At 36.5% G+C, this 24,975-nt stretch carries 31 protein-coding genes and 1 pseudogene; 9 read left to right on the forward strand and 23 right to left on the reverse strand.

Annotation, left to right across the window (positions count from 1 at the left end; all coding sequences use genetic code 11):
* Positions 1-81 precede the first annotated feature (81 nt).
* From ACIQX2_RS13195 to ACIQX2_RS13240, 10 genes are all read right to left on the reverse strand, one after another.
* Positions 82-273, reverse strand: coding sequence for a histidinol-phosphatase (locus tag ACIQX2_RS13195; RefSeq protein ID WP_402851105.1), 192 nt, complete (start codon positions 271-273; stop codon positions 82-84).
* Positions 274-332: 59 nt separating this feature from the next.
* Positions 333-806, reverse strand: coding sequence for a YndM family protein (locus ACIQX2_RS13200; RefSeq protein WP_402851108.1), 474 nt, complete (start codon positions 804-806; stop codon positions 333-335).
* Between the two features lie 16 nt (positions 807-822).
* Positions 823-1,755, reverse strand: a complete 933-nt coding sequence (locus ACIQX2_RS13205; protein WP_402851111.1) for a cytochrome c oxidase assembly protein — start codon at positions 1,753-1,755, stop codon at positions 823-825.
* A gap of 19 nt (positions 1,756-1,774) precedes the next feature.
* The gene (locus ACIQX2_RS13210) at positions 1,775-2,182 is read right to left on the reverse strand and encodes a DUF2243 domain-containing protein (RefSeq protein ID WP_402851348.1); all 408 of its coding nucleotides are present in this window, start codon (positions 2,180-2,182) and stop codon (positions 1,775-1,777) included.
* A gap of 453 nt (positions 2,183-2,635) precedes the next feature.
* Positions 2,636-3,682 carry an ATP synthase beta subunit C-terminal domain-containing protein gene (locus ACIQX2_RS13215; protein ID WP_402851113.1) on the reverse strand — a complete coding sequence of 349 codons (1,047 nt, stop codon included), beginning with the start codon at positions 3,680-3,682 and terminating at the stop codon, positions 2,636-2,638.
* 199 nt (positions 3,683-3,881) lie between these two features.
* Positions 3,882-4,439, reverse strand: coding sequence for an isochorismatase family protein (locus tag ACIQX2_RS13220; protein WP_402851116.1), 558 nt, complete (start codon positions 4,437-4,439; stop codon positions 3,882-3,884).
* 60 nt (positions 4,440-4,499) lie between these two features.
* Complete coding sequence (locus ACIQX2_RS13225) at positions 4,500-4,850, reverse strand: NIPSNAP family protein (protein WP_402851119.1); 351 nt, start codon at positions 4,848-4,850, stop codon at positions 4,500-4,502.
* Positions 4,851-5,312, reverse strand: a complete 462-nt coding sequence (locus ACIQX2_RS13230; RefSeq protein ID WP_402851122.1) for a tetratricopeptide repeat protein — start codon at positions 5,310-5,312, stop codon at positions 4,851-4,853.
* A 98-nt stretch (positions 5,313-5,410) separates the two neighbouring features.
* Positions 5,411-5,917 (reverse strand): GNAT family N-acetyltransferase, encoded by a 507-nt coding sequence (locus ACIQX2_RS13235; RefSeq protein ID WP_402851125.1) that lies wholly within the window; start codon positions 5,915-5,917, stop codon positions 5,411-5,413.
* A 12-nt stretch (positions 5,918-5,929) separates the two neighbouring features.
* The gene (locus ACIQX2_RS13240; protein ID WP_402851128.1) at positions 5,930-6,181 is read right to left on the reverse strand and encodes a hypothetical protein; all 252 of its coding nucleotides are present in this window, start codon (positions 6,179-6,181) and stop codon (positions 5,930-5,932) included.
* A 180-nt stretch (positions 6,182-6,361) separates the two neighbouring features.
* On the opposite strand from ACIQX2_RS13240, the gene ACIQX2_RS13245 reads away from it, so the two are divergent.
* On the forward strand, positions 6,362-6,649 hold the full coding sequence (locus tag ACIQX2_RS13245; protein WP_402851131.1) for a YiaA/YiaB family inner membrane protein: 288 nt from the start codon (positions 6,362-6,364) through the stop codon (positions 6,647-6,649).
* 49 nt (positions 6,650-6,698) lie between these two features.
* Here ACIQX2_RS13245 and ACIQX2_RS13250 read toward each other — a convergent pair whose 3' ends face one another.
* Positions 6,699-7,247 carry a histidine phosphatase family protein gene (locus ACIQX2_RS13250; RefSeq protein WP_402851134.1) on the reverse strand — a complete coding sequence of 183 codons (549 nt, stop codon included), beginning with the start codon at positions 7,245-7,247 and terminating at the stop codon, positions 6,699-6,701.
* Positions 7,248-7,461: 214 nt separating this feature from the next.
* On the opposite strand from ACIQX2_RS13250, the gene ACIQX2_RS13255 reads away from it, so the two are divergent.
* Together ACIQX2_RS13255 and ACIQX2_RS13260 are read left to right on the forward strand one after the other, a co-directional pair.
* Positions 7,462-8,013 carry a GNAT family N-acetyltransferase gene (locus tag ACIQX2_RS13255; RefSeq protein WP_402851137.1) on the forward strand — a complete coding sequence of 184 codons (552 nt, stop codon included), beginning with the start codon at positions 7,462-7,464 and terminating at the stop codon, positions 8,011-8,013.
* Entirely contained in the window at positions 8,013-8,792 is a 780-nt protein-coding gene (locus ACIQX2_RS13260; RefSeq protein ID WP_402851139.1) for an ABC transporter substrate-binding protein, read from the forward strand. Before ACIQX2_RS13255 ends, ACIQX2_RS13260 begins: the two co-directional genes overlap by 1 nt.
* Positions 8,793-8,853: 61 nt before the next feature.
* On the opposite strand, the gene ACIQX2_RS13265 is transcribed toward ACIQX2_RS13260, so the two are convergent.
* Both ACIQX2_RS13265 and ACIQX2_RS13270 read right to left on the reverse strand, forming a co-directional pair.
* On the reverse strand, positions 8,854-9,744 hold the full coding sequence (locus tag ACIQX2_RS13265) for a DMT family transporter (protein ID WP_402851142.1): 891 nt from the start codon (positions 9,742-9,744) through the stop codon (positions 8,854-8,856).
* Positions 9,745-9,972: 228 nt separating this feature from the next.
* Entirely contained in the window at positions 9,973-10,311 is a 339-nt protein-coding gene (locus tag ACIQX2_RS13270) for a zinc ribbon domain-containing protein YjdM (protein WP_402851145.1), read from the reverse strand.
* Positions 10,312-10,462: 151 nt separating this feature from the next.
* Here ACIQX2_RS13270 and ACIQX2_RS13275 point away from each other — a divergent pair, with 151 nt between their 5' ends.
* Complete coding sequence (locus ACIQX2_RS13275; RefSeq protein WP_402851148.1) at positions 10,463-10,612, forward strand: hypothetical protein; 150 nt, start codon at positions 10,463-10,465, stop codon at positions 10,610-10,612.
* Positions 10,613-10,767: 155 nt separating this feature from the next.
* On the opposite strand, the gene ACIQX2_RS13280 is transcribed toward ACIQX2_RS13275, so the two are convergent.
* Positions 10,768-12,375 carry a thiamine pyrophosphate-binding protein gene (locus ACIQX2_RS13280; protein WP_402851151.1) on the reverse strand — a complete coding sequence of 536 codons (1,608 nt, stop codon included), beginning with the start codon at positions 12,373-12,375 and terminating at the stop codon, positions 10,768-10,770.
* A gap of 263 nt (positions 12,376-12,638) precedes the next feature.
* Here ACIQX2_RS13280 and ACIQX2_RS13285 point away from each other — a divergent pair, with 263 nt between their 5' ends.
* Positions 12,639-13,190, forward strand: coding sequence for a hypothetical protein (locus tag ACIQX2_RS13285; RefSeq protein ID WP_402851154.1), 552 nt, complete (start codon positions 12,639-12,641; stop codon positions 13,188-13,190).
* 189 nt (positions 13,191-13,379) lie between these two features.
* On the opposite strand, the gene ACIQX2_RS13290 is transcribed toward ACIQX2_RS13285, so the two are convergent.
* The gene (locus ACIQX2_RS13290; RefSeq protein WP_402851156.1) at positions 13,380-13,787 is read right to left on the reverse strand and encodes a DUF3888 domain-containing protein; all 408 of its coding nucleotides are present in this window, start codon (positions 13,785-13,787) and stop codon (positions 13,380-13,382) included.
* Between the two features lie 252 nt (positions 13,788-14,039).
* Here ACIQX2_RS13290 and ACIQX2_RS13295 point away from each other — a divergent pair, with 252 nt between their 5' ends.
* Positions 14,040-14,813, forward strand: coding sequence for an HAD-IIB family hydrolase (locus tag ACIQX2_RS13295; protein WP_402851159.1), 774 nt, complete (start codon positions 14,040-14,042; stop codon positions 14,811-14,813).
* A gap of 198 nt (positions 14,814-15,011) precedes the next feature.
* Here ACIQX2_RS13295 and ACIQX2_RS13300 read toward each other — a convergent pair whose 3' ends face one another.
* On the reverse strand, positions 15,012-15,644 hold the full coding sequence (locus ACIQX2_RS13300; RefSeq protein WP_402851161.1) for an FMN-dependent NADH-azoreductase: 633 nt from the start codon (positions 15,642-15,644) through the stop codon (positions 15,012-15,014).
* Positions 15,645-15,765: 121 nt separating this feature from the next.
* Entirely contained in the window at positions 15,766-16,917 is a 1,152-nt protein-coding gene (locus ACIQX2_RS13305) for an MFS transporter (protein WP_402851351.1), read from the reverse strand.
* A 97-nt stretch (positions 16,918-17,014) separates the two neighbouring features.
* Here ACIQX2_RS13305 and yeiL point away from each other — a divergent pair, with 97 nt between their 5' ends.
* Positions 17,015-17,680 (forward strand): transcriptional regulator YeiL, encoded by a 666-nt coding sequence (gene yeiL / locus ACIQX2_RS13310; RefSeq protein ID WP_402851164.1) that lies wholly within the window; start codon positions 17,015-17,017, stop codon positions 17,678-17,680.
* 59 nt (positions 17,681-17,739) lie between these two features.
* Here yeiL and ACIQX2_RS13315 read toward each other — a convergent pair.
* Positions 17,740-18,990, reverse strand: a pseudogene (locus ACIQX2_RS13315) (MFS transporter).
* Between the two features lie 332 nt (positions 18,991-19,322).
* Positions 19,323-20,378: an LLM class flavin-dependent oxidoreductase gene (locus ACIQX2_RS13320; protein ID WP_402851167.1), complete on the reverse strand. Its 1,056-nt coding sequence runs from the start codon at positions 20,376-20,378 to the stop codon at positions 19,323-19,325.
* A 143-nt stretch (positions 20,379-20,521) separates the two neighbouring features.
* Here ACIQX2_RS13320 and ACIQX2_RS13325 point away from each other — a divergent pair, with 143 nt between their 5' ends.
* On the forward strand, positions 20,522-20,869 hold the full coding sequence (locus ACIQX2_RS13325; protein WP_402851169.1) for a winged helix-turn-helix transcriptional regulator: 348 nt from the start codon (positions 20,522-20,524) through the stop codon (positions 20,867-20,869).
* Between the two features lie 117 nt (positions 20,870-20,986).
* On the opposite strand, the gene ACIQX2_RS13330 is transcribed toward ACIQX2_RS13325, so the two are convergent.
* The 3 genes from ACIQX2_RS13330 to ACIQX2_RS13340 are packed head-to-tail and all read right to left on the reverse strand — an operon-like array spanning position 20,987 to position 22,142.
* On the reverse strand, positions 20,987-21,430 hold the full coding sequence (locus tag ACIQX2_RS13330) for a GNAT family N-acetyltransferase (protein ID WP_402851172.1): 444 nt from the start codon (positions 21,428-21,430) through the stop codon (positions 20,987-20,989).
* 27 nt (positions 21,431-21,457) lie between these two features.
* Positions 21,458-21,652: a hypothetical protein gene (locus ACIQX2_RS13335; RefSeq protein ID WP_402851175.1), complete on the reverse strand. Its 195-nt coding sequence runs from the start codon at positions 21,650-21,652 to the stop codon at positions 21,458-21,460.
* A 31-nt stretch (positions 21,653-21,683) separates the two neighbouring features.
* On the reverse strand, positions 21,684-22,142 hold the full coding sequence (locus ACIQX2_RS13340; protein WP_402851178.1) for a GNAT family N-acetyltransferase: 459 nt from the start codon (positions 22,140-22,142) through the stop codon (positions 21,684-21,686).
* A 129-nt stretch (positions 22,143-22,271) separates the two neighbouring features.
* On the opposite strand from ACIQX2_RS13340, the gene ACIQX2_RS13345 reads away from it, so the two are divergent.
* Entirely contained in the window at positions 22,272-23,456 is a 1,185-nt protein-coding gene (locus ACIQX2_RS13345) for an MFS transporter (protein WP_402851181.1), read from the forward strand.
* Positions 23,457-23,531: 75 nt separating this feature from the next.
* On the opposite strand, the gene ACIQX2_RS13350 is transcribed toward ACIQX2_RS13345, so the two are convergent.
* Positions 23,532-24,860, reverse strand: a complete 1,329-nt coding sequence (locus ACIQX2_RS13350) for a TrkH family potassium uptake protein (RefSeq protein WP_402851183.1) — start codon at positions 24,858-24,860, stop codon at positions 23,532-23,534.
* Between the last annotated feature and the right edge of the window lie 115 nt (positions 24,861-24,975).

A 24,975-nucleotide genomic window follows, 5' to 3' on the forward strand; every position in this document is an offset into this window, starting at 1 on the left:
TTACCTTACTTGTTCCATTTATAAACCCAAAATACAGTCATTCCTAAAGTTATCTTTAGGAATGACTGTATTACAAGCTAATTATTTTATGTTGTTATTATTTTTGTTGCGATTGTTATTGCGCTCATTTTGGTTGTTTCTTTTATTTTGTTCGTTTTGATTTTGCTCGTTTAAATTGTCAAAGTTGAAATCCTCACCAAACTCAGCTGGATTGTTTTGGTTGTTGTTATTGCGGTTATTGTTGTTATTATTGCGGTTATTATTGTTTCCCATGACTGCTCACCTCCTTGACCATATTAGAATGGTCTGAATGGTGAATTATATACTTTGGTCTAGAACTTTTTATCAGCTCTTTTTTCTCGCCCCTGGTTCGCTAAAGCATCGATATCCACTTCATCGGCAAATTCCGTTTGTAGATTCGTCCGGTTGTAATATCCTGTTTTTTCATCCGGATTAGATTTCTTCGGTTCGAAGATATTTGTGTGCATATATCGGTGTAAATAGAGTTCACCTATCATTAATAGCAATGCCGAGATAAAAGCTGCCGACCCAAGAGCCATTGGTTGTTCATATATAGTAGACCCTAAAAAGTAAATTACCGCATAAGCAAGGACAAAATCACTTATTGTTGCCCATACATTTCCTATTTTAGGTAATATAAAAATATCTCCTACATATCCTACTACCGAAAGAACCACACTAGTAACGAGTATATCCGGAATAGATACATCATAAAATATACCCAAAACTACCCATAACACCAAGGTAATCATGACAAACTTCATCAAAAAGGCTTTCATGTACATTTGTTTCAGCTCCTATCTACCTCTTTTTTGATGAGTGTGATTTAGCTTGCTGCTTTGCAAACCATTCATTTATTTCACGATAACTCATACCTGAATTAGCATTTAATCTTTTCACTTCCTCAATGTCTGTGCCAACTACGGTAAATTTTTTATTAGTACTGATAGCAAATCCTTCCTTTCTAATATGGAATTTAGGACGACTTTTTTTGTACCATTGATAAAAAAGTATAACAATTAGTCCTACCTCCACAGTATCCCCACTGTAATACATAATCATGCCACCTAATTCTGCTTGGGTTTTTGAAACCCCAACTGGAGGATTGGCATATATATATTTTGCCAACACAGCATGGCCTGCTAAAGCAAAAAGAAAGACGATCGTACGATATAAATAACTTTTTTTAAAAGGTGCCAAATCAACAGAAATAATGGAAATCGTAAATACATACCCAGCTAGAAAAATATGAACATGAATGATTACATATAGGAGCATATATTCGTGCATCATATGAAACAATTCAGTTGTGTAAAGCAACCACAACCCACCTATATTTAATATGAAAGTAGTAATAGGATGCTGAAAAAAATGAACTAGATGACTACGCAAAATTGAAGTTAGTTTCCTAGCTATAGGTACACTAATTGTTCGTAGGAGAAGCGTTATCGGGGCGCCTAAAGCCATGAACAGTGGCGCTAACATTCCAAGTAATACATGACCAATCATATGGACAGAAAAATCGGAGTGCGCTATATCTGCAATTGGACCAATTACAGCGAGCAATGCACATAAGATGCCCATGCTCCATGCCACAGCTCTGTATACTGGCCATCGCTTTTTCTTTCGATTGGACAGATCTACTGCCAAAATATAAAAAACAAATAACAACAAAAAAGGAATTGCCAACAAAACTTGGGGGCTGACTGCAGAATACTGTTCGTGCGTATGCATCTAAAATTATTACCTCCATTTATGATTTCGTACGATAGATAAGAACCGCTCCAATCACAATCATAATAGCGGCCAAAATATTCCATACTAAATCATACTGAAGAATGTTCACATCATAACGGATTTGATGTAAGCCCATCCACTTATGTTGAATGATTCCATCATATAGTTGAAAAACTCCTGCGCCTAGAAGGATCCCACCCATCCATCTCTTCAACCAAAACGCATGACGCCTATGAAGGTCTGCAAGTAAAAATGAGGCACCTATCGTAGCTATAAAGCTAAACGCATGAAATAGCCCATCCGATACTAGTCCAATATCCGTTGTAGATTTATCGTAAAAATGATGCCAATGCAGAAGTTGATGAAAAACTACTTCATCTATAAATGCCACAATCCCAAATCCAAACAAAATACCCGTCCACATATTCTGTTTGGTATATGCTTTTTTATGAGGGTTTTGATTATAATCAGCGGAAGTGCCTATAGAAGTCGTCATTAATAACACCCTTTTTTAGAGTAGCTTCTCCTTTTGAGGGAGGATTTAAACTCTAGGTTATCGTATGATTCCAATGATGAGTGCTAAAGAGGCTGTGACATACGGCTGTCTTTAAATTTAAAAACGTGAAATCGGTCCGATTTCACGTTTTTTTCTTATTTGATAGATAATAGAAAATAATAGAACCTTTATATACTGGTTGTTTGAAGTGCAGGCGGCGACTCTCCTGGGAGAACAGCACGAGTGAGAGACTGAAGGCTCGAGCCGTGCCCCTGGAAAGCGTCCGCCGTAACGGAAAACAACTGTAGTGGAAACCTAATAGAAAGCCAAGAAAACTTTATTGTTCTTAAAATTTTGTCCCAGAATTTTAGTACAAAATTATTAAATTAGTCTACCTATATATTTCATACTATCTACTGATTTTCCATCAGCTTTTCCATCTAAAATATATTCGACATCTTGTAGTGTTTGGGTTAGTGAAACCTCTTGTCCAGTTTGACCTGTGAAGGACTCTGCAACATAAAAGGGTTGCGTAAAATAGGATTCTAATCTTTCTCCACGTTCGTAAGTTTCTAATTCATTACTTCTAATTTTATCTAATCCATGGACAGAAACTAATGATCGAAGTTCTTTATAACGTCTAAGTAGTTTCTGGGCTCTTTGTCTTAAGTTAAAGTGACGTTGATCCACATCCACCCCTTCCATCAGGGAGGAAGTGGAAATAATAGGTTGAATAGCGGGATAGAGATGACGCGCTGCGAGGTCAGCATCCAACTGCCAAACTGTTTCTAACGGTCCAAAAGGAATATCCTCATCGACAACTTCTCCAGAAAGGTCCAATAGTATTGTCGTAACGTTTTTAATTCCCTCTTTGATCATTTTTTCCTGCAGATCTAATAACTGACCGGAAACCACATAACTATTATCTGTTATCAACAGGATATCCCCAGAAATTTCGGATAACTTTGAAAATGTCTCTTCTGTGGATTCGGTTAAATAATTCGCTAACCCAGTAATACCCTCTGTTTCAAGTGCATCTCGTTGTGTTTTAGGCAATAAAAATATCGTTGTATAATCACTATCCTTAAATCTGTGCATAAGTTCTGCAAGAATAACTAGCTGCCCCATTCCAGGTCGTGCAACTAAACCAGTTGTACCCTCTTTCACTAATGGTGCAAAAAAATCTAATGCTTTAATTCTTGTTTCAATCATATCCAACTTCTCCCCCCGTATGATTAATTCATCTACCGTACAATTTGCTAGAGAAGCTAGACCTACAAGGGTTCTAACCTCCGCTTTTCCTAAATCAATTTTTCCAGTACATAAATTCGAGACAGTCGCTGGTCTAATCCCTATAGATTTGGCCGCCGTCGTCAAATTTGGAACCTTCCTTCTTAATAAGGCAACATTTAATCGAATATCTTCCATACTACCCCTCCTCCGTTACTTTATATAGTAAATTATTTTACTCTAAAAAGCAACTAAATTTCTCTTTAAAGTAATTATTTTTACTCCATAAAATTAAATACCAGGTAAATCAACAATGATAGTTGTTGATTTACCTGGTATTTTACAGAAAATATATATGGAAGGAGTGAGCGTCACTTTTAATTGAGCGGCTTATATATCATCGATGCGAATCATGTAATGGCTGAAACAAATCTTCTGCAGCATTTCTTACCATCGAAAAATTATCTACATTATAATGTCCGTGTAATACTTTATTGTGATGGTTAATAATTTGTTCAGGCGTAAGAATTGAGGAACCTTTCGTAGAATGCCCATCTCCAACTAAAGTGACATCCAATTGCGATACAGTTGCGGTCCGTACAGCTGTGTCTATACAATGCTCAGTCTGGCAGCCCATAATGACAACGTGTTTAACCTCCCGCTCCTCAAAAAATTCTTTTAATCCAGTTCCATAAAATGAATTCGTAGCGGCTTTATCAAATATCTTCGAATCAGTGGGTATAATAATATCGCTGTGGACCTGGAAGCCTTGTCCTTTTCCTTCCGCAACATCTGTATCTCTAACAAAAACTACCAAAGCATCTGATTCAGTAGCTTTTGTAATAACTAAGTTAATGTTTTCAATTAGCTGTTCTTTTTGAAAAACACTCCCCTCCTTTTCATTCCCTTCTACTAATTCCTGTTGTGCATCAATGATTAATAATGCTTGTTTCATAACAATCCTCCCTTTTTTATTTTGTACATCCTCATTAATCTCTAGTTATCTATAAACCATTCACGTACTCGAGTTATCCAACGTGCTAGTTAAAGATTCATTTTTAACTTGGACAAAGTACTTTTGTTGTACATACAACTTCCCACCATGCTGGTCATACCAGGAATTTACATGGTCTATATGGTCTCGGTCACTTCTAATGTCTGACTCAATTTCCGCATAATCCTCGTAGCTATCGTATTCCCATATAGCAAAGATCTCGACATTATCTCCTTTCGAATCGAGCATCCATCTTCCAACTAATCGGGCTCCATTTTTTAGCTGATTCGGCAAGTTAATTTCCTTGAAGAGTCTATTAAAGTTTTCCACAAATTCTTTTTTCACTATATAGTATTTCCTTCTATAGAACATTTACCTACCTCCTACAAAGTCGATTGCTACTTGAGTGGACTTGATAAGAGATTCATCACCCTTTTTAATGCGTAACTCCATTGCTTTTTGAAAGTATTCGTTAGCCTGACTTTTATCTTCTAGTTCTAACAGGCATTTCCCTTTATGCTGATAAGCAAAGTCTAAAAGCTGAAAATGTTCCTTCTTAGCACATTGATCAATTACACCGTTAAACACACTTAATGACTTTTGATGTTGACCTGCATATTTCAAAGCCTCTCCTAAGCGAATAAGATTAACTAGTTTTTTGTTTCCTTCACTTAATTCCACTGCTTTAGAAAGAGCACCAATCGCAAATTTCACTTCTCCTTTTATCCTATACAAGTTTCCAATCGTGCCATAAAGAAATAATAAATCCTCTAGTGGACATGAGCTACTCGAGTTATAAATTGTTCTTTCAAATTCGTTAATTACTCTTTTCAAAAAATCTTCATCCGAACATTTCTCCCGAAGAAAATCGTTTTCATCAAAATAAATGAATGACTGGAGCAACACAAGTTCACTCTTTAAATTATCTATTTTCAAGCTTTCGCCCATTCCATTAAAAGATGAGTATCTTCTAATTCTTTCACAATGAGAAACCCGCATTTCTTATAGCACTTAATAGCCTGTAAGTTAGTTCTTTTGACATCCAGAACCACCTTAGACACATCAAGCTTTGAACTCAAGAACTCTAACAAAGCACTAATCATCTGAGTCCCTAGCCCTTTACTCCATAATTTAGGTTCTCCGATAAATTGGTCAATCCCGAATATAGACTCTTCCTTAGGATAGCCGTAAAATTTAGATTGCTCTTTAGGCGTTCTATAATATTGCATATAGGCTATCGGTTTATCTCTATATTCCACAATGCAAGGTTTCACATAGTGTTCCCCGTTAATTCTCGGACCATATTTTGCAATAACTTGTTCCAATGTTAGGCTCGGTCCATAATATTCTATAACCAAATCATCATTCAGCCATTTTGCCATGTAAGGATAGTCTCTTTCACTCATAGCTCTTATAGTCAAATCACTTTTATGAATCATCATCTTCCTCCTTTATTTCTCACAGAAATTTGAAATATCAGAATGGACATAAAAACCCTTCATTAACACTTTGCCATTATCAAACAATGTCATATCGTACGCTTCACCAGACACCATTTCTACTGTGACATCGTGGCCTTCTGGAAATTCCATTTCTTCTGTACCTTCTCTTCTACTATTATTGATTTCCTTTAAAACTTTCTTAAGCAGCTTTTTATCATTTACTTGCAGTAGTTCTTCGGAACCTATGCATTTGATAATCACCTTTTCCAACTCCTCGGTGATAAGAGGAAGTTGGTTACTACATGAAACAAGCAAAAGAAAAAGCAGTAAGATAAGAAAAAGAAACATCTTTTGGGATGAAAACACTTAGCCACCTACCTATTCTATAAATTCCTCATATTCATACAATAGCAATGAAACCAATTTAAAGGAGAGTATATCATGCATCAAAAAAGGTATCGCAGACGAAATACAATGGCATTTACGGTATTGGCTTATTTTACGCTATTTGCTGGTGTTTTCTTGTTCAGTATTGGTCTATATAATGCAGATAACTTGCAGTTAAATGAAAAAGGATATTATATTGCGGTCATGATATTGGTTGCAGTTGGAGCAATACTTACCCAAAAAGTAACACGAGATAATGCAGAAGATAATGACATTATCGCTGAGCTAGAACAAGAACGACAAATGAGCGGCAACCGAATTACGCCAAGTGCAAAAGAATAGGGAAATTTAAGAAGTAAATCCTGTTGTTATATACATACACAGGATTTTTTTATTGTTCCATTCGTTTTATATGGATAATGTCATTAACCTTTTCCAGTACAAAAATATCCGGATTTTTCATCTGTTGCCATTGAGTAAATCCAAATGTTGTTTCATAGTGATTAATAAGCAGGGACAAAATGTTCCCATGCGAAACAATGGCTACACTATGCATTTGCTGATTTTCGAAAACCTCATCCACTACTTTCCTGATACGTGTTAATGCGTAATTACTAGACTCTCCACCTGGAAATGTTAAATCTCTCTCTATAAATGTTTTCTCTAATTGCTCTCTCCAATCTTCCATAGGATCAGCACTAAGCACTCGTTCTTGTAAATTTTCATCTATAAAAATAGGAATTCTACTACATTCCGAAAACGGTTTAATCGTTTGTAGCGTTCTTTTATATGGACTCGAAATAATAGAATCGATGTGAAATTTCTCTAAAATGGGTACTAGCACTAATGCTTTTTCTTTTCCTTCGTTTGTTAACTCTGCGGAAGTCTCTTGGCCCGTTGCCTTACAATGTCTGATTAAGTAAATTTTCTTTTCCACCATCTTCTCACCCCCTACATTAAATTCGCCATTTCTTCTTTTATTCCTTTAAATATATGAATTTTCGGAACTATTATATATACTTAAGTTACTAACAATTGAGGAGTGATTATTATGAAAAACATTCTACAGGTGATTGAGAAGTAAAGAGAAATTCACTTTCTTCTTTTCAATCCAATAAAAATATAAAAACTACAGGATGAAAAGAGGAATAACTTTGTATCAAGACAATGAATTAGTTATCAGACCTATTAAACGTGAAGACTTAACTAGACTATGGGAATTAATGTGCAAGGACGAAAAGCCCGAGTGGAAAAAATGGGATGCCCCCTACTATGAATATAAATCAGTACCGTATGACCAATTTATGGAGAAGGCTGATTCATATATTGATAGAGAAAATTTCTGGGGAATTGAAGTAGATGGAGTATTAAGAGGAATCGTTTCTTATTATTGGGAGCATGAACCTTCTAAATGGTTGGAAATGGGCATTGGATTTCATGAAGCAGGTACTTGGGGAAAAGGATTAGGGACACGTGCTTTAAACCTTTGGATGAATCATTTATTCACTACACTACCTCTTGTCCGAGTTGGCTTTACAACTTGGTCAGGTAATCATCGTATGATTCGAGTTGGTGAAAAACTAGGAATGACAATGGAGGCTCGTATTCGTAAAGTACGATACTATAACGGACATTACTACGATTCGATTCGGATGGGGATTTTACGAGAAGAATGGGAAAGCTTTCTTATTAAAGGAGGGATATGATGGCACGTGAAGTAATAGACCACCTTGGCAGACAGGTTGTTATTCCTAAATCACCCAAGCGCATTATTTCCATCTGCCCCGCCATTACCGAAACACTTTTTTCTCTCGGCTTAGAAAAAGAAGTAATTGGCCGGACAAAATATTGCATCTTTCCTAAAGGCGCAGTTGATCTTGTATCAATTGTTGGTGGAACAAAAGAAGTAAATCTGGAGAAAGTAAAAGAACTCCAACCAGATCTTATATTCGCTGAGAAAGAGGAAAATACAGAAGCAATGGTGCTGGCACTCGAAAAAATAGCACCGGTATTTGTATTGGAGGTAAAATCTATAAAGGATGCATATCGATTTATCACAACATTAGGTGAGGTGACAGCAACTACAGAGAACGCCAGCCTTCTCTTAACTTCTTGCCAAAAATCCTTTCAATCTATAGAAGGTAAAGAGAACAGCAAAGCTGCATATGTTATTTGGCGAAAACCATATATGGTCGTTGGTGGGTCAACCTATATAAATGATGTGTTGCATAAAATGGGTTTTCAAAACCCTTTTACGGACGAAGAATCACGATATCCTGCTTTGACAAAAGAACAGCTAGCGGATGCTAAGCTCGATAAGCTTTTTCTTGCCTCCGAACCTTTTCCATTTCAACAAAAACACCTAGCAGAGTTCCAATCTTTTCTACCAAATACGGAAATAGTACTAGTTGATGGCGAAATGTTTTGGTATGGCTCTCGAATGCTCGTAGCTGGAGAGTATTTAGCAAAATTGGTCAAAAGCTAATCCCAAAAGTTTCTTAAAAGACAAAACAGTGTGAAGCAATGGCTCACACTGTTTTGTTATGTTATTGAGCTGATTTTAACCTTCTTGGGAGTTTCATGAATTTATTTTCACTGACAAATGTTGCACCTAAAAGCAATGCACCACCTAGCAGTTGAATAAATGTCATTTGCTCCTGCAAGATAATTACAGAGATTACTAAAGAGGTGATTGGATCTGCATAGCTTAGTGCCGCTATGCTTTGCCCTTTTATCTTCTGCATTCCAGAGAAGAAAAACAAGAATCCAATACCAGTGTGTACAAACCCTAAGATCAATATAAATGGAATGGATGAACTTGATACTTCCAAAATACCGAATCCTTCCGTAAATAAAACATACGGAATTAGAAATATTGTAGCCATTCCAAGCTGAAGCAATGTAGTTTCTAATCCATCCATGTTTTTAATAAACTTATTCAACAGCATTAAGGAAGCATATAATATGGCTGCCATTAAACCATAACCAATACCAATTAAATCTTCGAATCCAGATGTACTTACACTACCATTACCAACAATGAATAACATCCCTAGCATAGCTACACTAATGCAGATTATTTTCTTAGCTGATAATTTTTCCTTAAGTACAAGTGGTGAAAGCATCAGGACAATGACAGGTGCAAAATAGTAGCTTAATGTGGCATTGGAAATGGTCGTATACTTAAATGCTTGAAAAAGGAAAATCCAATTTCCACCTAATGCAATACTCGAAAGTATTAATACAATTGCATTTACCTTAACCAAGGCCCATGAAATTTTCTTCTTCATCATGAACATAACGGTCATTAAAAACAAACTACCAATTAAACCACGTAATAAAGCTATTTCACTCGAAGATAAATCAATGTATCTTACAAATACACCAATTGTACCGAAGATTATCATTGATAATAAAAACTGAATTTTAGATTTCATCGTCTACTCCTCCGAATCTGCGAAAGAGCTTTTCGCAGATGCTTAATCTGTTTTTAATTTTAGCTTATTGTGCACTGACTGGTCAGCTGGAGTAAACGGTGGTGGCGGTGATGTTGAAAATGGCTGCCAAATGTATTGATTGTCATTAGCTAATGGCATAATAATTCCTCCTACTCTATGATGGACTAATAGTGTAATACTGCATTTCCCATGCCCATAATCAATTACTTAAATCTTTTTCACGAATTCTGATTTTAGTTTCATCGCGCCAAATCCATCAATTTTGCAATCGATATTATGATCTCCTTCAACTAAACGGATACTTTTTACCTTGGTACCTTGTTTTAATGTAGAAGAGCTTCCCTTTACCTTTAAGTCTTTAATAACTGTTACTGCATCTCCATCATTTAAGACATTCCCATTCGAGTCTTTAACAACTTGTTGCTCTACATTACTATCACTTTCTGCCTGCTGTGACCATTCATGTGCACACTCTGGACAAACAAACATACTACCATCTTCATATGTATATTCTGAATTGCATTTCGGACAACTTGGTAAAGCCATATATTATTCCTCCATTCACTCTGTTAGTCCCATTCTAATGTATTGCTAGCCTCCCTTCAACACGGACTTACCATTTATGGATCCAGATGTTTACCATATTCTTCCCATGGGTATCCAATAAATAAGACTATAACGGTAGGAGTGAACTAAAATGGAGGAAGAAAAACGCGTAGAAGTGCACCGTGAAGAAAAAACAGATTCTGGAATGGTTGGTGCCACGTTCATCAAATATGCCGCCTATTTAATCATTTTCTTCGGAGTTCTTTGGTTTCTAATCTCATATGTGTTCCCCATGTTTTAACAAGAAAACCAGAGGCGCCTATGTCAGCCCCGATATGCATTGGAGGAATGCCAGATAAAGGTGTTCTGAAACGACTCGAGTGGGCAAGGCGCTGGAGCTAGACAAATAGAAAAGCGATGTTTCCATTGAACGGTGAATGGAAACATCGCTTTTTATTATTCTGTTTCTGGAAAGAAGGCTTGAGCAGTTGGTATGTTTACCAAACTCGGTCCCGCTGTCGCAATAGCTTTCTGAATGACAGATTCTAGCTCACCCTCATTATCAGCTCGGAAGGCTGTCCACCCACATGCCTCAGCAACCTTCACAAAGTCTGGATTCGTTAATTTCGTTCCTATTTCCTGTAAACCTGCTGCTTGAATTTTATCGCTTTCCATCTGCAAAGAGCCATTATTAAATACTATAACTGTAATATCTACATTGTAACGAGTAGCAGTCAATAGATCTGCAAGTACCATCTCGAGACCACCATCTCCTACAATACTAACTACTTGTCTCTCTGGTTTCTCCATTTTTGCTGCGATTGCTGCAGGTAGCCCAAAGCCCATTGAACGCCAATAACCAGAGAACAGTATGGTCTGCTTACTTTGGCGGAAATTACGATTCATCCAAACGGTTACATCTCCAGTGTCGATCGTTAGGATAGCGTCTTCTGCAACTGACTTCTCTATTCCCCGTACAATACGTGAAGGATGTAACGGGTAATCGGTTATTTCTCCTTCTTGTTCATTCTCATTCGCCCATTTAGTTTTAGTTTGTTCAATACGATTTAGCCAGTCGGTATTCGGCTCATATCCAGTAAAGAAATCTTGAAGAAGTGGAACAACTTGCTCTGTCTTTCCTTTTATAGCCAGTTCTACAGGAATACCGCTTGTAGAACTTTCAATATGTGTATCAATCTGAATGATTCTCGCTTTCTTTGGGACATAGCCTTCTGGCCACCACGAAACACCGGCAAGAAGTACAACATCAGCCTCTTTAAAAACTTCTGAAGCATGAGGATTTCCTCCTTCCCCAATTCCTTGTAGAAGATATGGAGTTGCCTCCTCAAAAAGCCCTTTACCACCGAAGCTCGTAATAATACCTGCTCCCCATGTTTTAGATAAGCTTTCGATTGCCTCAGTGGCTTTCTGAGCTCCTGCACCAGCTAGAATCATTGGGAGCTTTGCTGTTTTCATCAGTTCTGCTACTTCTGTTAAATCATCACTTTGGAACGTCTCTGCTCCCTCGATTACTTTCGGAAGTGGTCGAGCCACTGCTTGCGTTTCTTTTTCAAATAAATCCTTCGGAATAGATAAATGCGTTACCGCTCGTTGTTGCAATGAAATTTGAGTAGCTTTTTGTAGTAACTCTACAATTGCATCTTCACTTGCTAAATTTGCCGAGTAAGTAGCAAATGGTTTGAAAAGCTCTTGCTGGTCAACAAATTGCTGGAAGTCGGTTCCAATTTTATTCAATGGAGCTTGACCTGTGATCGCTAATACTGGTGCCTTGTCTGCATAGGCATCACCTAATCCGTTGAGAAGATTGGTTGCTCCAGGTCCCATCGTAGACGTACAAACGGCAAGCTTTCCCGTCAACTTTGCCTCTGCAGAAGCCATAAATGCTGCAACTGATTCATGTTTCACTGCAATAAATTCAATCTTATCCTGTTTAGCTAATGCATCCAACAACCCAATGATTGTATCTCCGGTTACGCCATAAATACGCTTCACTCCATAGTAAGACAGCTGATCCAACAACACTTCTGCCACTGTTTGTTTCATATACTAACCACTCCTTTATATTCTCATATACTTAAAAGATGCCCTTAATCCTTATGAAATAAACTTTTATAAATAGGCACTGTTATAAGACATGGTTGAAGTAAATCATTAACGAATGTAGAGGAATGGGTTTCCCTATATAATTTCCCACTGGATATTTATGTGGAAATAAATATGTTTATGAAAGCGTTCATTTAAACTAAAGTAGCAAGATAGTTAAAGAACATTTAGGGTACGTTACTTTTAAAAAGGAGGTAACCTAAATGAAAAATCCTTTCTTAATTAGTTTGTATACGTTTTTATTTTCGTTCAGTCTTTCCATGTTATTGGGAAATCCTGTTTATTCACAAACTACACCTTCAGATAAAATTGAATATTTATATCCTGCAAATAAGGAAAAAGTTTTTGATGAAACTGTAGATGAATTTTACCAGGCATTAAGAGACTTAAAGTATCCTGTACATCAGGAGCTATATCAAAGATATAAGAAGAAGCCAAAGCAACAGCAAAAACATTTGGATACTGCTCTTTTTAAAGAAATGCCTGATGCATCTATAAATATTAGGGAAAAGTTATTGATTAATGAGGTAGAGGGATTAAATTATATAACTTCAGATGAAAATATTCTTCGTCCCTACCCTGATATAGATATTAATTACCATCAGACTGTTAGCCCTGATAGGCAAGTTTATTTCTTTTATTCCTTTAAAGACACAGAAAAAGAATTTAGAGGCAGATATGCAGTATATGATGTTGAAACAAAAGAAATGGTAGCAGGTGGAGGTACTTATATGCCAAAGTCTCCAACTTACTAGGAATACTTACTATAAAGAAGGATAAATTTAGGGGGAATAGTAAAAAGCTTGTGAACTTCCGGGTGTATTAGTAAAAAATCATGGGGTTGCCATAGGTAACTCTTCTCCATATTGAACCAACGCAGCAGGTTAGAGGAATAATCAATGGAAATAGTGTCTTTATCACAATGAATTACTGCACCATCCCCGCTAGCACGCCTTAGTTATATTAGTTATTTCATTTGGTTTTAACGTTCTGCTTTTTATATCAATAGTCCGCCATTCAATACTATTTTTATTACTAAAAGTGAGAGTAACTAAATCAAATGGAAAATCGTGAGCACCTTCAAATGTTATTAGCTGCACGGTGACAATAAAGTGAGAGGGTTCTATCTTCTTTTCGATTTTGAGAATCTGTTCGCAATAATACTGCTTCGGTTTGCCGAAATGTTCTTCGAGTGCTTTGTAGGTAGATAGAAAAAGCAAATCGAGAATCACATCATCACGTAGCTGAATTTCATCTTCAGTTACGGTTTTAGCCTGAACGTGAGAATAAGAAAAAAGAGGCAAAAAGGCAATTGAAACAGCAAGTGTGACTAAAGGCAATATTTTTTTCATTTATTATCTCTCCTTTACGGCTAGTTTGTGCAGTATAAACCATTTAATGTGGTTTCATCGTAAAGTCAGTTATCAGCTTGTGAATAAATGTACTTAAACTAACGGCTGCTTTAGTAAAGTGACTGCCTGTAAGGGAAGCTTTTTCTTATTGAACTAACGGGGCAGTTTAGTTGAATAAGAAGACAATTAAATTTCTTTTAGCAGTATAATTAAATTATATTTATACACTTAATATGAAAGTGAGTGAGACTTTTGAGATTTGTTTTTGATTTAGATGGAACAGTTTGTTTTAAAGGGCAACCAATATCCAACAGGATACTTCATTCGTTGTCAGAGTTAACGAAAGCGGATATTGAAGTCATTTTTGCATCTGCCAGACCTATTCGAGATATGCTACCTGTCATAAACGAAGCATTTCATCATTACACAATGATTGGGGGAAATGGCTCTTTAATATCAATAAAAGGAAAAGTAATCAAATCCAATACGTTTTCAACAAATGAAATTAATGAAATAAAGTATCTTATTAATCAATATAATGCTACTTATCTAATAGATAGTGATTGGGATTATGCTTATACAGGCTCAGATACACACCCTATACTTCAAAATTTAGACCCCGCAAAATTAGCGAAAATGGTTAGCTTAGAGTCTCTTGATTCAGTAGTTAAAGTTCTGTTTTTAACCTCAAATAGTATGGATGAATTAGCAGAAAAACTTTCAAAACTTAATGTATATGTAAATAAACATAGTAACGAGAATGTACTTGATATCAGCCCAAGTGGGATAAATAAATGGAGTGCATTAGAGACACTTGGGATAAAAGAAAATACATATATTGCTTTCGGGAATGATGCCAATGATATATCAATGTTTGAAAACGCATTGCATACAGTTATGATTGGCTATCACGAAAAGTTAGCTCCTTTTGCAAAAGAGACTATTTCATTGAGCGGGGATTACGAACAGGAAATCATAGAAAAAATACTTACTCTTTCAAAGGAATATAGACCAATCCAAGTATAGTTCTTATTCAACTAACGGGTGCTTTAGTAAAAAAACGGGCATCAAAATATTATGGGCTAGGAGGCTCATTTTTAAGTTCATTTCAAATACCTTTACCTTTAACATAGATTATAAATATATGGATGGAATCGGTTAGTAACTAAAAAAAACGTTCATAAGGTCTCGTAAAAGACTCCATGAACGCTTACTTTATAATTTTTATACTAATTGTTTAGAAAGTTTTGCAGCAGCTGCTTTTACTTTTTCTAAGCCTTCTGCAACGATTGCTTCTGCTTGAGCTGGCGCTGCAGCATGTCCTTCGATTACTACTTCATCCACGATTTGCATACCGAAAACGCCACCTAATACATTTTTCATGTAGCTAACTGCCATTTCCATTGGTGCTGCTTCTGGTGAAGAATAGATACCACCACGAGCATTTAAGATGACTGCTTTTTTGTCAGTCAATAATTGTACTGCTTGACCATTTTCGTCGTATTTGAACGAGAAGCCAGCTTGGTAAATATAATCGATAAACACTTGTAATGGAGCTGGAATTGTTAAGTTCCATAATGGGAATGCAAATACTACTACATCAGCAGCAGTGATTGCGTCCATCGCTTTTTGTTTAGCTGCGATTAAACGAGCTTCTAATTCTGTTAACTCTACTCCATCTGATAATTTACCGAAAGCATTAAAAAGGTCTTGTCCGATAAAAGGCATATCTTCTGCAAACACATCATAAGTGGTTACGTTTGCTCCTTCTAAGTTTTCCATAAATGTATCGTACATTCTGCTAGAAATACCTTCTGCAGAAGGGCGGTTGTTTGCTTTAACTACTAAAATATTCATTTTATTATTCCTCCAATGTTTTGTTTACATTGGTTATATTAACAGATATATTAAACTACATTCAATTATTTCGAATTCGAAATGAATGGTTTTTAACTTCATGTCACAAACTTTTCACAAATTAGTATTTCAGGCTCTTCCGTGTCATGATTATTAGAATAATCGCTGGAATCGTACAAACAATCATTCCGAGAAAGGCTAACCCTGGCTGAATTTCGTATAGATAGCCTCCACCAAAAGTTAAAATGGCAGTGCTTAAGCTTAAAGCCAATCCTGAATACAGACCCTGTGCATTAGCAATTTGTTCTTGTGGTAAAGACCTTGTTAAATATCGGATAAAAGCAATATGAGCTACTCCAAACGATAGCGCATGCAGTGCTTGAGAAATGATGAACATCGCCACATTAGGGAAGATAAAAATCATCACCCACCGAAGTGTAGATCCAACCCCTGCCAATAAAAATAAGGAAGATGGACGCCATTTAGATAAAAAGGTATCTGCCTTCATAAAGTACAAAATTTCAAAAATAACTGCTATATTAATAATCATCCCGATATAGAAAGGATTAACACCTAACTCCTGTAAATAGATATATCCATAATTATAGTAAGCTGCATGAGCTCCTTGTAGTAAAAAAACAATCATTAATACTACAGGAAATGTCTTTACCTGCCATAAACCCTTCATCGAAAGTTTTTGCTTTCTGTCTTCTTTAGAGGGTTTCGTCAGCAAAATTACTGGGGTAGGCATGAACTGCTTGATCAATAAGAATAGCAATCCTACAATCATACTCCACAGAATCGCTTGCTCTCCCCAAACTCCCGTTAACATACTAATAATAAGAACGGCAATGACAAATCCACCTGATCCATAGGAACGACTTCTACCATAATGCACCCTTCCTTGTTGGACAAGTGAAGACGCCCCACTTTCAATGGCTGGCATCAAAGTCGGATACACTAAACTAAATAGTAGAGTGATCAGGAGCAGTGACATATTAGAAGTTGCCGGTATATAAATTACAGCTGCAACTAAGGACAATATAGTAAAGGTAATAATTATTTTTTTGTTACTCATAAATTTAGACATAAAAGGAAATACGAACATTGTTGCCACAGCTCGCGCAACTAGGCCAAATGCCATAATCATACTCGCATCAGCTACAGTTAAATTCTTCGCTTGCACTAACCAGCCAGTCCAGTATGGTAAAAAGATCCCCCATGTAAAAAAGAAGACGAAAAAGCTCTGTGAAAGCCAGCGTTGATTGTTCACCATTTTTTAATACCTCCATTCACTAGGTTGAATGATAGCATGGGTAAAATTATAATAATAGGAGATATCTCATATATTTTAAGGAGGATTGTAAAAATTGAACAGGATAGAAGGATCACGACAAGCATATTACATTGATAACTACACCATTCAATCTTTTTTTTCCTTTAATATTTCTCCCTATGTAGAGGTTTTTGAATTTGACAAAGGAGATTTTATTATTCAAGAGGGTGCAGAACCAGAATATCTCTTTTATATGGTAGAAGGGAAGGCAAAACTATATGTCACCCATAAAAATGGTAAGGTTTCGTTGATAAATTTTTTAACCCCTCCAATATTTATGGGTGAAATCGAGTTGTTAAATGATGAAAAATACTCGAAAAGCATTCAAACTAGCTCTAAATCTATTTGCATTGGAATCACAATAGAAAAATGCAAAGAAAAGTTATTAGCAGACGCTCACTTCCTTAGATATTTATGTATATTTTTGAGTAATAAATCAACAGCTCATTCTACCAAATATACAAAGCATCAAGCGTATCCATTAGAAAACAAACTGGCAGATTTTATACTTTTGTCCTCGCACGATAACATATATAAGGAAAAGCATACGGAAATTAGCGAGTACTTTGGTGTTTCCTATCGCCATTTACTACATACATTCGCCCAATTATCTGAAGCAGGTATTATTGAAAAAACGAAAATGGGGTACAAAATAGTTGATGAAGAAAAGCTTCAGGCATTAGCAGACGAGATCAAATAATCTACGTCCATTAAAAACACCTTGAACCGATTTCAAATCTTATCAAGGTGTTAATATTTTTATGAAGTTACTTCTGTTGTTTCTTGTACAATAACAGGCTCTCCCGCTTTTAATAATACTTTATTTTTCCCTAATAACAGTCCTAATATTAACATCAGTATTCCTGTACCTAGTAATATCCATTCTACGCTCAAGAAATCGGCCATGGGTCCAAAGATAAGCATCCCTATTGGCATCATGGATGTAGCAATCATCCCAAACACACCAAATATTCTACCAAGATAATCACCCTCAACTCGTTCTTGGATTAAAACCGTGGTCGGTGTATTAAAAATTGGCATGGATATTCCGAATAGCCCCATGAAAAGTAAGTAAGCCCAAAAGATCGGCATAACACCTAGGGCAATTGTACAGATTCCCATAACGATACTAGCAAGTGTCATCGTATGCACCTTGTTGGCAAAACCACCCTATGAAGCAATGATTGCTCCACCTACCATCATCCCAATAGAGAAAGCAATTTCTATGGCAGTTAGTCGCCAGACATCAACCCCAAAACTACGTGTCACCTGTAATGGAGTTAAAAAAGCTGCTGGTGCCATTAAGATGAAAAATAACGCAAAAAACAAAAAGAATTTTTTTAGAAACGCATGGTTATTAATATGTATTAACCCTTCTTTAAAATCGTCTAGATAGCTTGTCGTTTGTTGCATTGATGCTTTTGCATGTGCTGGAATTTTCAAAAACACGAGCAAAGTCACGATTGCTAATGCCGCAGTGATAACGTCGATAAAGAAAATTATTTCTAGTGTAGCCATCGTCAGCAATGCCGCACTCACCATTGGAGAAACGAACATAATAATTGCCTGTATACTTCCATTAATTCCGTTTACTTTCGTAAGATTAGTCTCGGGAACAATTTGTGGAAGAATAGCTCCCACTGCCGGGCCTTGAATACCTGTTCCTATCGCTCGAATTGCTGCCATAGCAAACAGAAGCCAAATAGCATCGTATCCCATTAAAAAGACAATTGCCATTACGAGGGTTGCCGTAGCAATCAGTCCATCCGACAAGATAATGAGTAGCTTACGATTGTAGCGATCTGCCCAAACCCCTGCAAAAGGCGATAAAATAAAGGTAGGAATGAACCCACACAGTATAAACAATGTCATCATCATACCTGATTTTGTAGTTAGTGTTATATGCCACATAATTGCATACTGGACCAATGATGAACCAAAAAGCGATAACGTTTGACTGCCTAAAAAGATAATGATATTCCTTTTCCAATTTTCAAATTCTGTAGTCATCTTCTTCACGACCTTTTCTTGTATATTTGTTGTTTGAAAAGGAAATGATAAGGTCTTTTTTGCTCGGGTCGAAAAAGATTAAATATAAAACTATTTTTAGACATCAAAAAAGAGGGCAGATTCTCCCTCTTTTTTGATAAACGTAAAATAAAGTTTTCCTAAGAAGACAGACTAATCCCATTTACTCTACACGGAGACAGAGCCCTTGATCCTATTCAATTAACGGTTCAAAGTTTGGACTCTAAGTCTCATAGATGCTGTCAAAAGGAAAACCTCCATTTCATTTAATTGGATTTCATTTTACCATAGGTTTTTTTACTATTCAACAAATACTATTTAGCGGTGTATTTTTTAATAGCAGGGAGAATTTCATTGCCAATAAGTTCAATATTCTTCATTAATTTTTCAAATGGAACACCACCGAAATCCATTTGTCCAATATATCTTTGATGACCAAATACTTCCTGCTGATAAAGAATTTTTTCGATAATCTGCTGCGGACTTCCGATATTCATAACATGGTGCGGATCAGCTCCTAAAGCAAATGCGTCTCTAGGATAACCCCTACCATTCGATAATTTCATTCCTTCATTGATATAAGGATAGTATTCGTTTTGTGCCTGTTGTGTTGTTTCTGCTGCATAGAAGAAACCAGCAGTGGCAACTGGAAGTTCGGCAGGATTATAGCCGCTGCTTTTAGCAGCATCTCGATAGGCATCAATGGAGATCTTGAAAGATGATGCAGGTCCTCCCAAAGTAGCCAAAAACATTGGCACACCAGCATTTCCTGCCTTAATCGCACTTGCAGGATGTCCACCGACTGCACGCCAAATAGGTAGCGAGCCTTCTTGTGGGCGTGGTATGACGTTTGCATCTTTTAATGGTGCTCGGAATTGCCCACTCCAATTGACGACATTTTCTTTATTAATCTTCAATAATAGCTCGAACTTTTCTTCGAATAACTCCTCGTAATATCGAACATCGTAGCCTAATAATTCAAATAACCCGATTCTAGAGGCACGTCCAGCCACAATTTCCGTACGACCTTTGGATAGTAAATCTATTGTGGCAAAGTCTTCATATACGCGAACTGGATCGGATGTGCTTATTATGGATGAGGAACTAGCAATTTTTATCGAACTAGTTGCTTGTGCAATTGCTGCTAGAACAACAGTGTGTGCTTGGGTTGCAAAATACTCCTGATGACTTTCTCCTACACTGAAGAAATCAATTCCGGCTTGCTCCGCTAACTTTGCTAACTCAACAATCTCTTGTATACGCTGCGCTGCGGAAATACGTTCTCCGGTATGTGGGTTTGGCATATGATCCCCTAATGTATATAACCCAAATTCCAATCCTTTGCTTTGATCGATACGATATTTTTCCATTTACCTCACCCTTCTGTTTAAAGAAATCTCCATAAAATTATTATTTCTCATATAGTAGTATAGTATTGAATTTCACTTTCAGTAAGTACGCACAATAAAGTGGTATAGTATACATAATGATACTATTGAGAGGAGGCTGCACGATGGATATGCAACCAGAGCTTTGCAAAGTGGACGACGCTTTAGGTATTCTAGTAGGAAAATGGAAACCAATTATTTTATTGATTCTTTTACAGGAAGGTACAAAAAGATTCAGTGATTTAAAACGTAGTGTACCTGGCATAACCCAAAAAATGCTAACAAAACAGCTTCGCGAGTTAGAGCAAGAGGATATTATCACACGTAATGTCTATCCTCAGGTCCCGCCGAAAGTGGAATATTCCATTAGTGAGTATGGAAAAAGCTTAGAACCCATTTTGGTAGCCATGCATGAATGGGGAACTGCACATACGCTTCATAAAACAAAAAAAGCACAGCAACAAACAAGTTGACTTGCGATTTGTGGACATGGTTTTGCGATTCTCCGTTGTGAACTTGTGATTTAATGATTTCCCCTAAAAAAACGGCCCTAATTAGAAAAAAGGAGCCGTTTTACTTATGTAGACTTCCTATCCTAATTCCTTAGCAGGCATAATCATATCAATATGCGGAATTTCGTCCTCCAAATATACTTCTGACACCGTTTCAAAACCAAAGGATCCATAAAAATCCTCTAAGTGAGCTTGAGCTTGTGCATAGATAGGCATACCTGGATAAATAGTTTCTATATATTCCAGTCCTCTCGCTACAAGCTCCCTACCTAATCCAGATTTCCGATGACTCCTAGCCACTAACACTCTTCCAATATGAATATTGTCCTCTGTTGGAATCACACGCATGTATGCACATAATTCATTATTTTCTTCTTTAAAAATATGCGTACTCTCTAAGTCAGTGTCATCTACTTCTTGATAGGGGCAATTTTGCTCCACTACAAAAACGTCTACTCTTGCTTTATAAATACGTTGTAATTCCAATGCACTTAACTCTTCAAATGCTATATAATTCCACAAACAAATCACTCCTTACATTAACTCCTATTATATACCATCAAACAGGCTACCGATAACTCTTCCTATACCTCTAACTAACCAGAAAAGCATACGGAAAGGAAGGAAAAGTATCTCGGGCACCCAAAAGAAAACTTCAAAAACAAAATCACCAAATGTGTATTGATCATTGCCTTTGCGCTTGTTCTTCCTAATTTCCTTCTTTTTTTCCCATCGCTCACTCATCTAGTATCACTTCTCTCCATAAAAAATTATTCTAATATCTATGCCCATCTTTTTTAGCCTGTATATATCCGTAGTAAGTACAGGTTCCATGTTGGAATAAATCCTTTACCTCAAAACCGCATTTCTCATAAAAACTGAAATTATTAGCTGATGTATGTGCGAACCAATCTCCGTGAGGAAGCTTTTGAACACATAATTCCACAAGCTTTTGACCAATACCTTTTCCACGATATTCCGATTGCACTACTAAGTCCATAATATTTGCTGCCATTATTTGATCAGAAATGACTCTAATCATCCCAATCATTTTTTCGTTATCCCAAACAGTATATGCCCAAGTGGAATTTTCAAATATAAGCGTGAACTTTTCTTTCTGCCAATCCGGAGTATGCTTACTCCATCCAGCATCTTTAAAGAGTTCCTCTACATATTCAGCAGGAATACCCTTTTTCCCCTCTCTAATAACAAGCCCTTCAAAATAATGATACATACGTAACTCCCCCTTTGTAGTTATAAGTATATATACTACGTCCAGGTAGATATCCCCTTTTTAAATAAAAGCAGAAAGGAAAAAAGATAAAGCCTGTAGAAGATAGTAGGAGTATAAGGATGTGACGATGTGAAGTTAAATAATAGCTTTCGATCTATCTGGTTAAGTAGTGCCACCTCTGAACTTGGTGGTGCGTTTTTTACCTTCTGCAATTCTATACTAATCTTTGAACATACTGGCTCTGCAACTGCACTCGGTTTAGTGTGGTTAATCTATTACATACCATCTTTTTTTATGCAGCTATTTATAGGACCATATATTGATCGTTGGAGTCGCAAGTATACAATGATTTGGTGCCAGTTAATACGAGCCATTCTCGCAATGCTATTAGCGATTACCCTGTTCTCTGATTGGTTCTTTGTTCCACTCATTTATATAGTTCAGGTTATTGTAGGGTTGATAATGCCTATATTCACTCCTGCAAATCAATCTATACTACCAACGATTGTCGAGAAAGAATTTCTAGGAAAAGCAAATGCATCTCTTGAAAGCGTTCGACAAGTAATGGCAGTAATGGGGCCAATCACCGCAGGAGTGTTAATAGACTATATTGAGGTGAACTGGCTATTAATCATAATTTCGATAGCATTTTTGTTAAGTACATATAATTTGGTACAAATAAACGAACGTCATCTAAAGCATGAGGTACGAAATCCTTGGATTCAGGAGTTTAAGGAAGGATTGAATTCTTATTTCAAGCATCCATTAATTGTTTGGCTTGGTGTTTTCTTCGGCTTTGTTCAATTCGGGGTTGGGGTAACAATTGTGACAACACTTCCTTATATTACAACGGTTTTAGAACAACCAACTGTATCATATGGATTTTTTATGGCAGGTTTCCCGGTTGGCTATACTATTGGGGCTTTACTTAGCTCTAAACTGAGGCAATTGAATGGGCTTGGTGTGTTGTTTAGTGCCCTCTTTATCGGTGGTTGTACTTATTTATCGTTAGCGTTTAGTCCATGGTATTCTTTAGCCTTAGTAACGGAGGCTATTGCAGGAATTGTTATTGCTGTGTTCAACATTTATAACATCACACTAATTCAACAACGAATTCCAAACCAACAGATGGGTAAAGTTACATCGGTACGTCTATTAATCATGCGACTTATGCACCCACTAGGTATTCTATTTGCCACCGTCAGTGTGCAATTTTTAGCTATTCGAACTATGTATTTAATCATTGGAGTAATAATCTGTATTACTTCTTTAAATGGTTATGCTTTCTTGAAAAATAAAGTAGAAATTAAATAATATATTAACGAAAAAGAGCCTCCTACTATTTCCAAAGTAGAAAGCTCTTAATACGTTAATTCACGACAACTCTAACTATCCTGTAAATACTTGATCATACGGGTATCGATAATGAACATTTTTGGGCTTCATAAGTATGAAAAACAAAGTTAAAGGACCAATCCTTCCGATAAACATTACTATGCATAAAAGCAATTCTCCTATATCACTAATTTGTGACGTGATTCCCATTGATAGTCCAACAGTTCCAAAAGCTGATACAACTTCGAATGCTAGAGGTAAAAAAGGTATCTTCTCCGTAATAGTTAATAGAAATACAAAGCAAAAGACGATGAATAAACCAATAGTAGATATTGCTAAAGACCGTATTACTGTCTCCATACGGATAGTTCTTCCGTATAATTCTGGTTCACTACGTCTTTGTAAAAATGAAACTGTAGCCAAAACTATTACCACAAACGTAGTTAGCTTAATCCCCGATGCCGTCGAAGCACTGCCTGCTCCTATAAACATTAAACCCATTGTGACAAGAATAGTGGGATCCTCCATATCACCATAATTTAATGTATTAAACCCTGCAGTACGAGGTGTCACGCCCTGGAAGTAGGACACCATTAATTTTTCTTGTAATGGCATAGAGCCAATTGTTGCTGGATTGTTATATTCCAGTACGAAAACGAAGACGATGGCAATAACATTAATAATTATCGTCCCGACAATCATCATTTTCGTGTGAAGCGACCATTGCTTAAATGACTTTTTCTGTTGAATATCGACTACTACAGTAAATCCGATTCCACCAATTATAAATAATAATGATAAAACGATGTTCACAATAGGATCATTTGCAAAGCCAATCAGGTTATCAGGGAACAAGGCAAACCCAGCATTATTAAATGCAGAAATGACATGAAAGACACTTAAATATAAAGCTTCCTTAAAACCAAAAGTTGGTATCCAGTGTATGGTCAAAATTACTGTTGCAAAAAGTTGTACCGATAGAACAAATGTTAAAATCAACCTCACTAGTTTTATGATGCCGCCTATCGAATTTTGATTGAATGATTCTTGTATATAAATACGATTTTGAAGACCTATTTTCTTCTTTAAGAGTATAAGTATAGCTACCGCAAATGTCATTAAACCAATACCACCACATTGAATAAGCATCATTAATACCACTTCTCCAAATACAGTTAAGGTCGTACCAGGATCAAATACACTAAGTCCTGTCACGGTTGTTGCCGATGTAACTACAAATAGCGCGTCAATCCATGATACGTGGGTTGTGGTCGAAATAGGCAATTTTATCAAAAGGGTTCCAATGAATATGAGAAACAAAAAACTCCCGGCTATTATAATAGGTGGTGAAATGCTTCTTCTTTTCTTTTTAATAGTTTGCATATGAACACTTCCTAATACCAGATTTGAAAAACCCTATTTCGTAAAAGAAGTTGAAGGTAATAATACTCCGAAGTGTTCAGCTTGTAAATATATATTTTGTAAACTCCCGACAATA

This window comes from Psychrobacillus sp. NPDC096623 (genome assembly GCF_044762655.1).
In the GTDB taxonomy this organism is placed as follows: domain Bacteria; phylum Bacillota; class Bacilli; order Bacillales_A; family Planococcaceae; genus Psychrobacillus.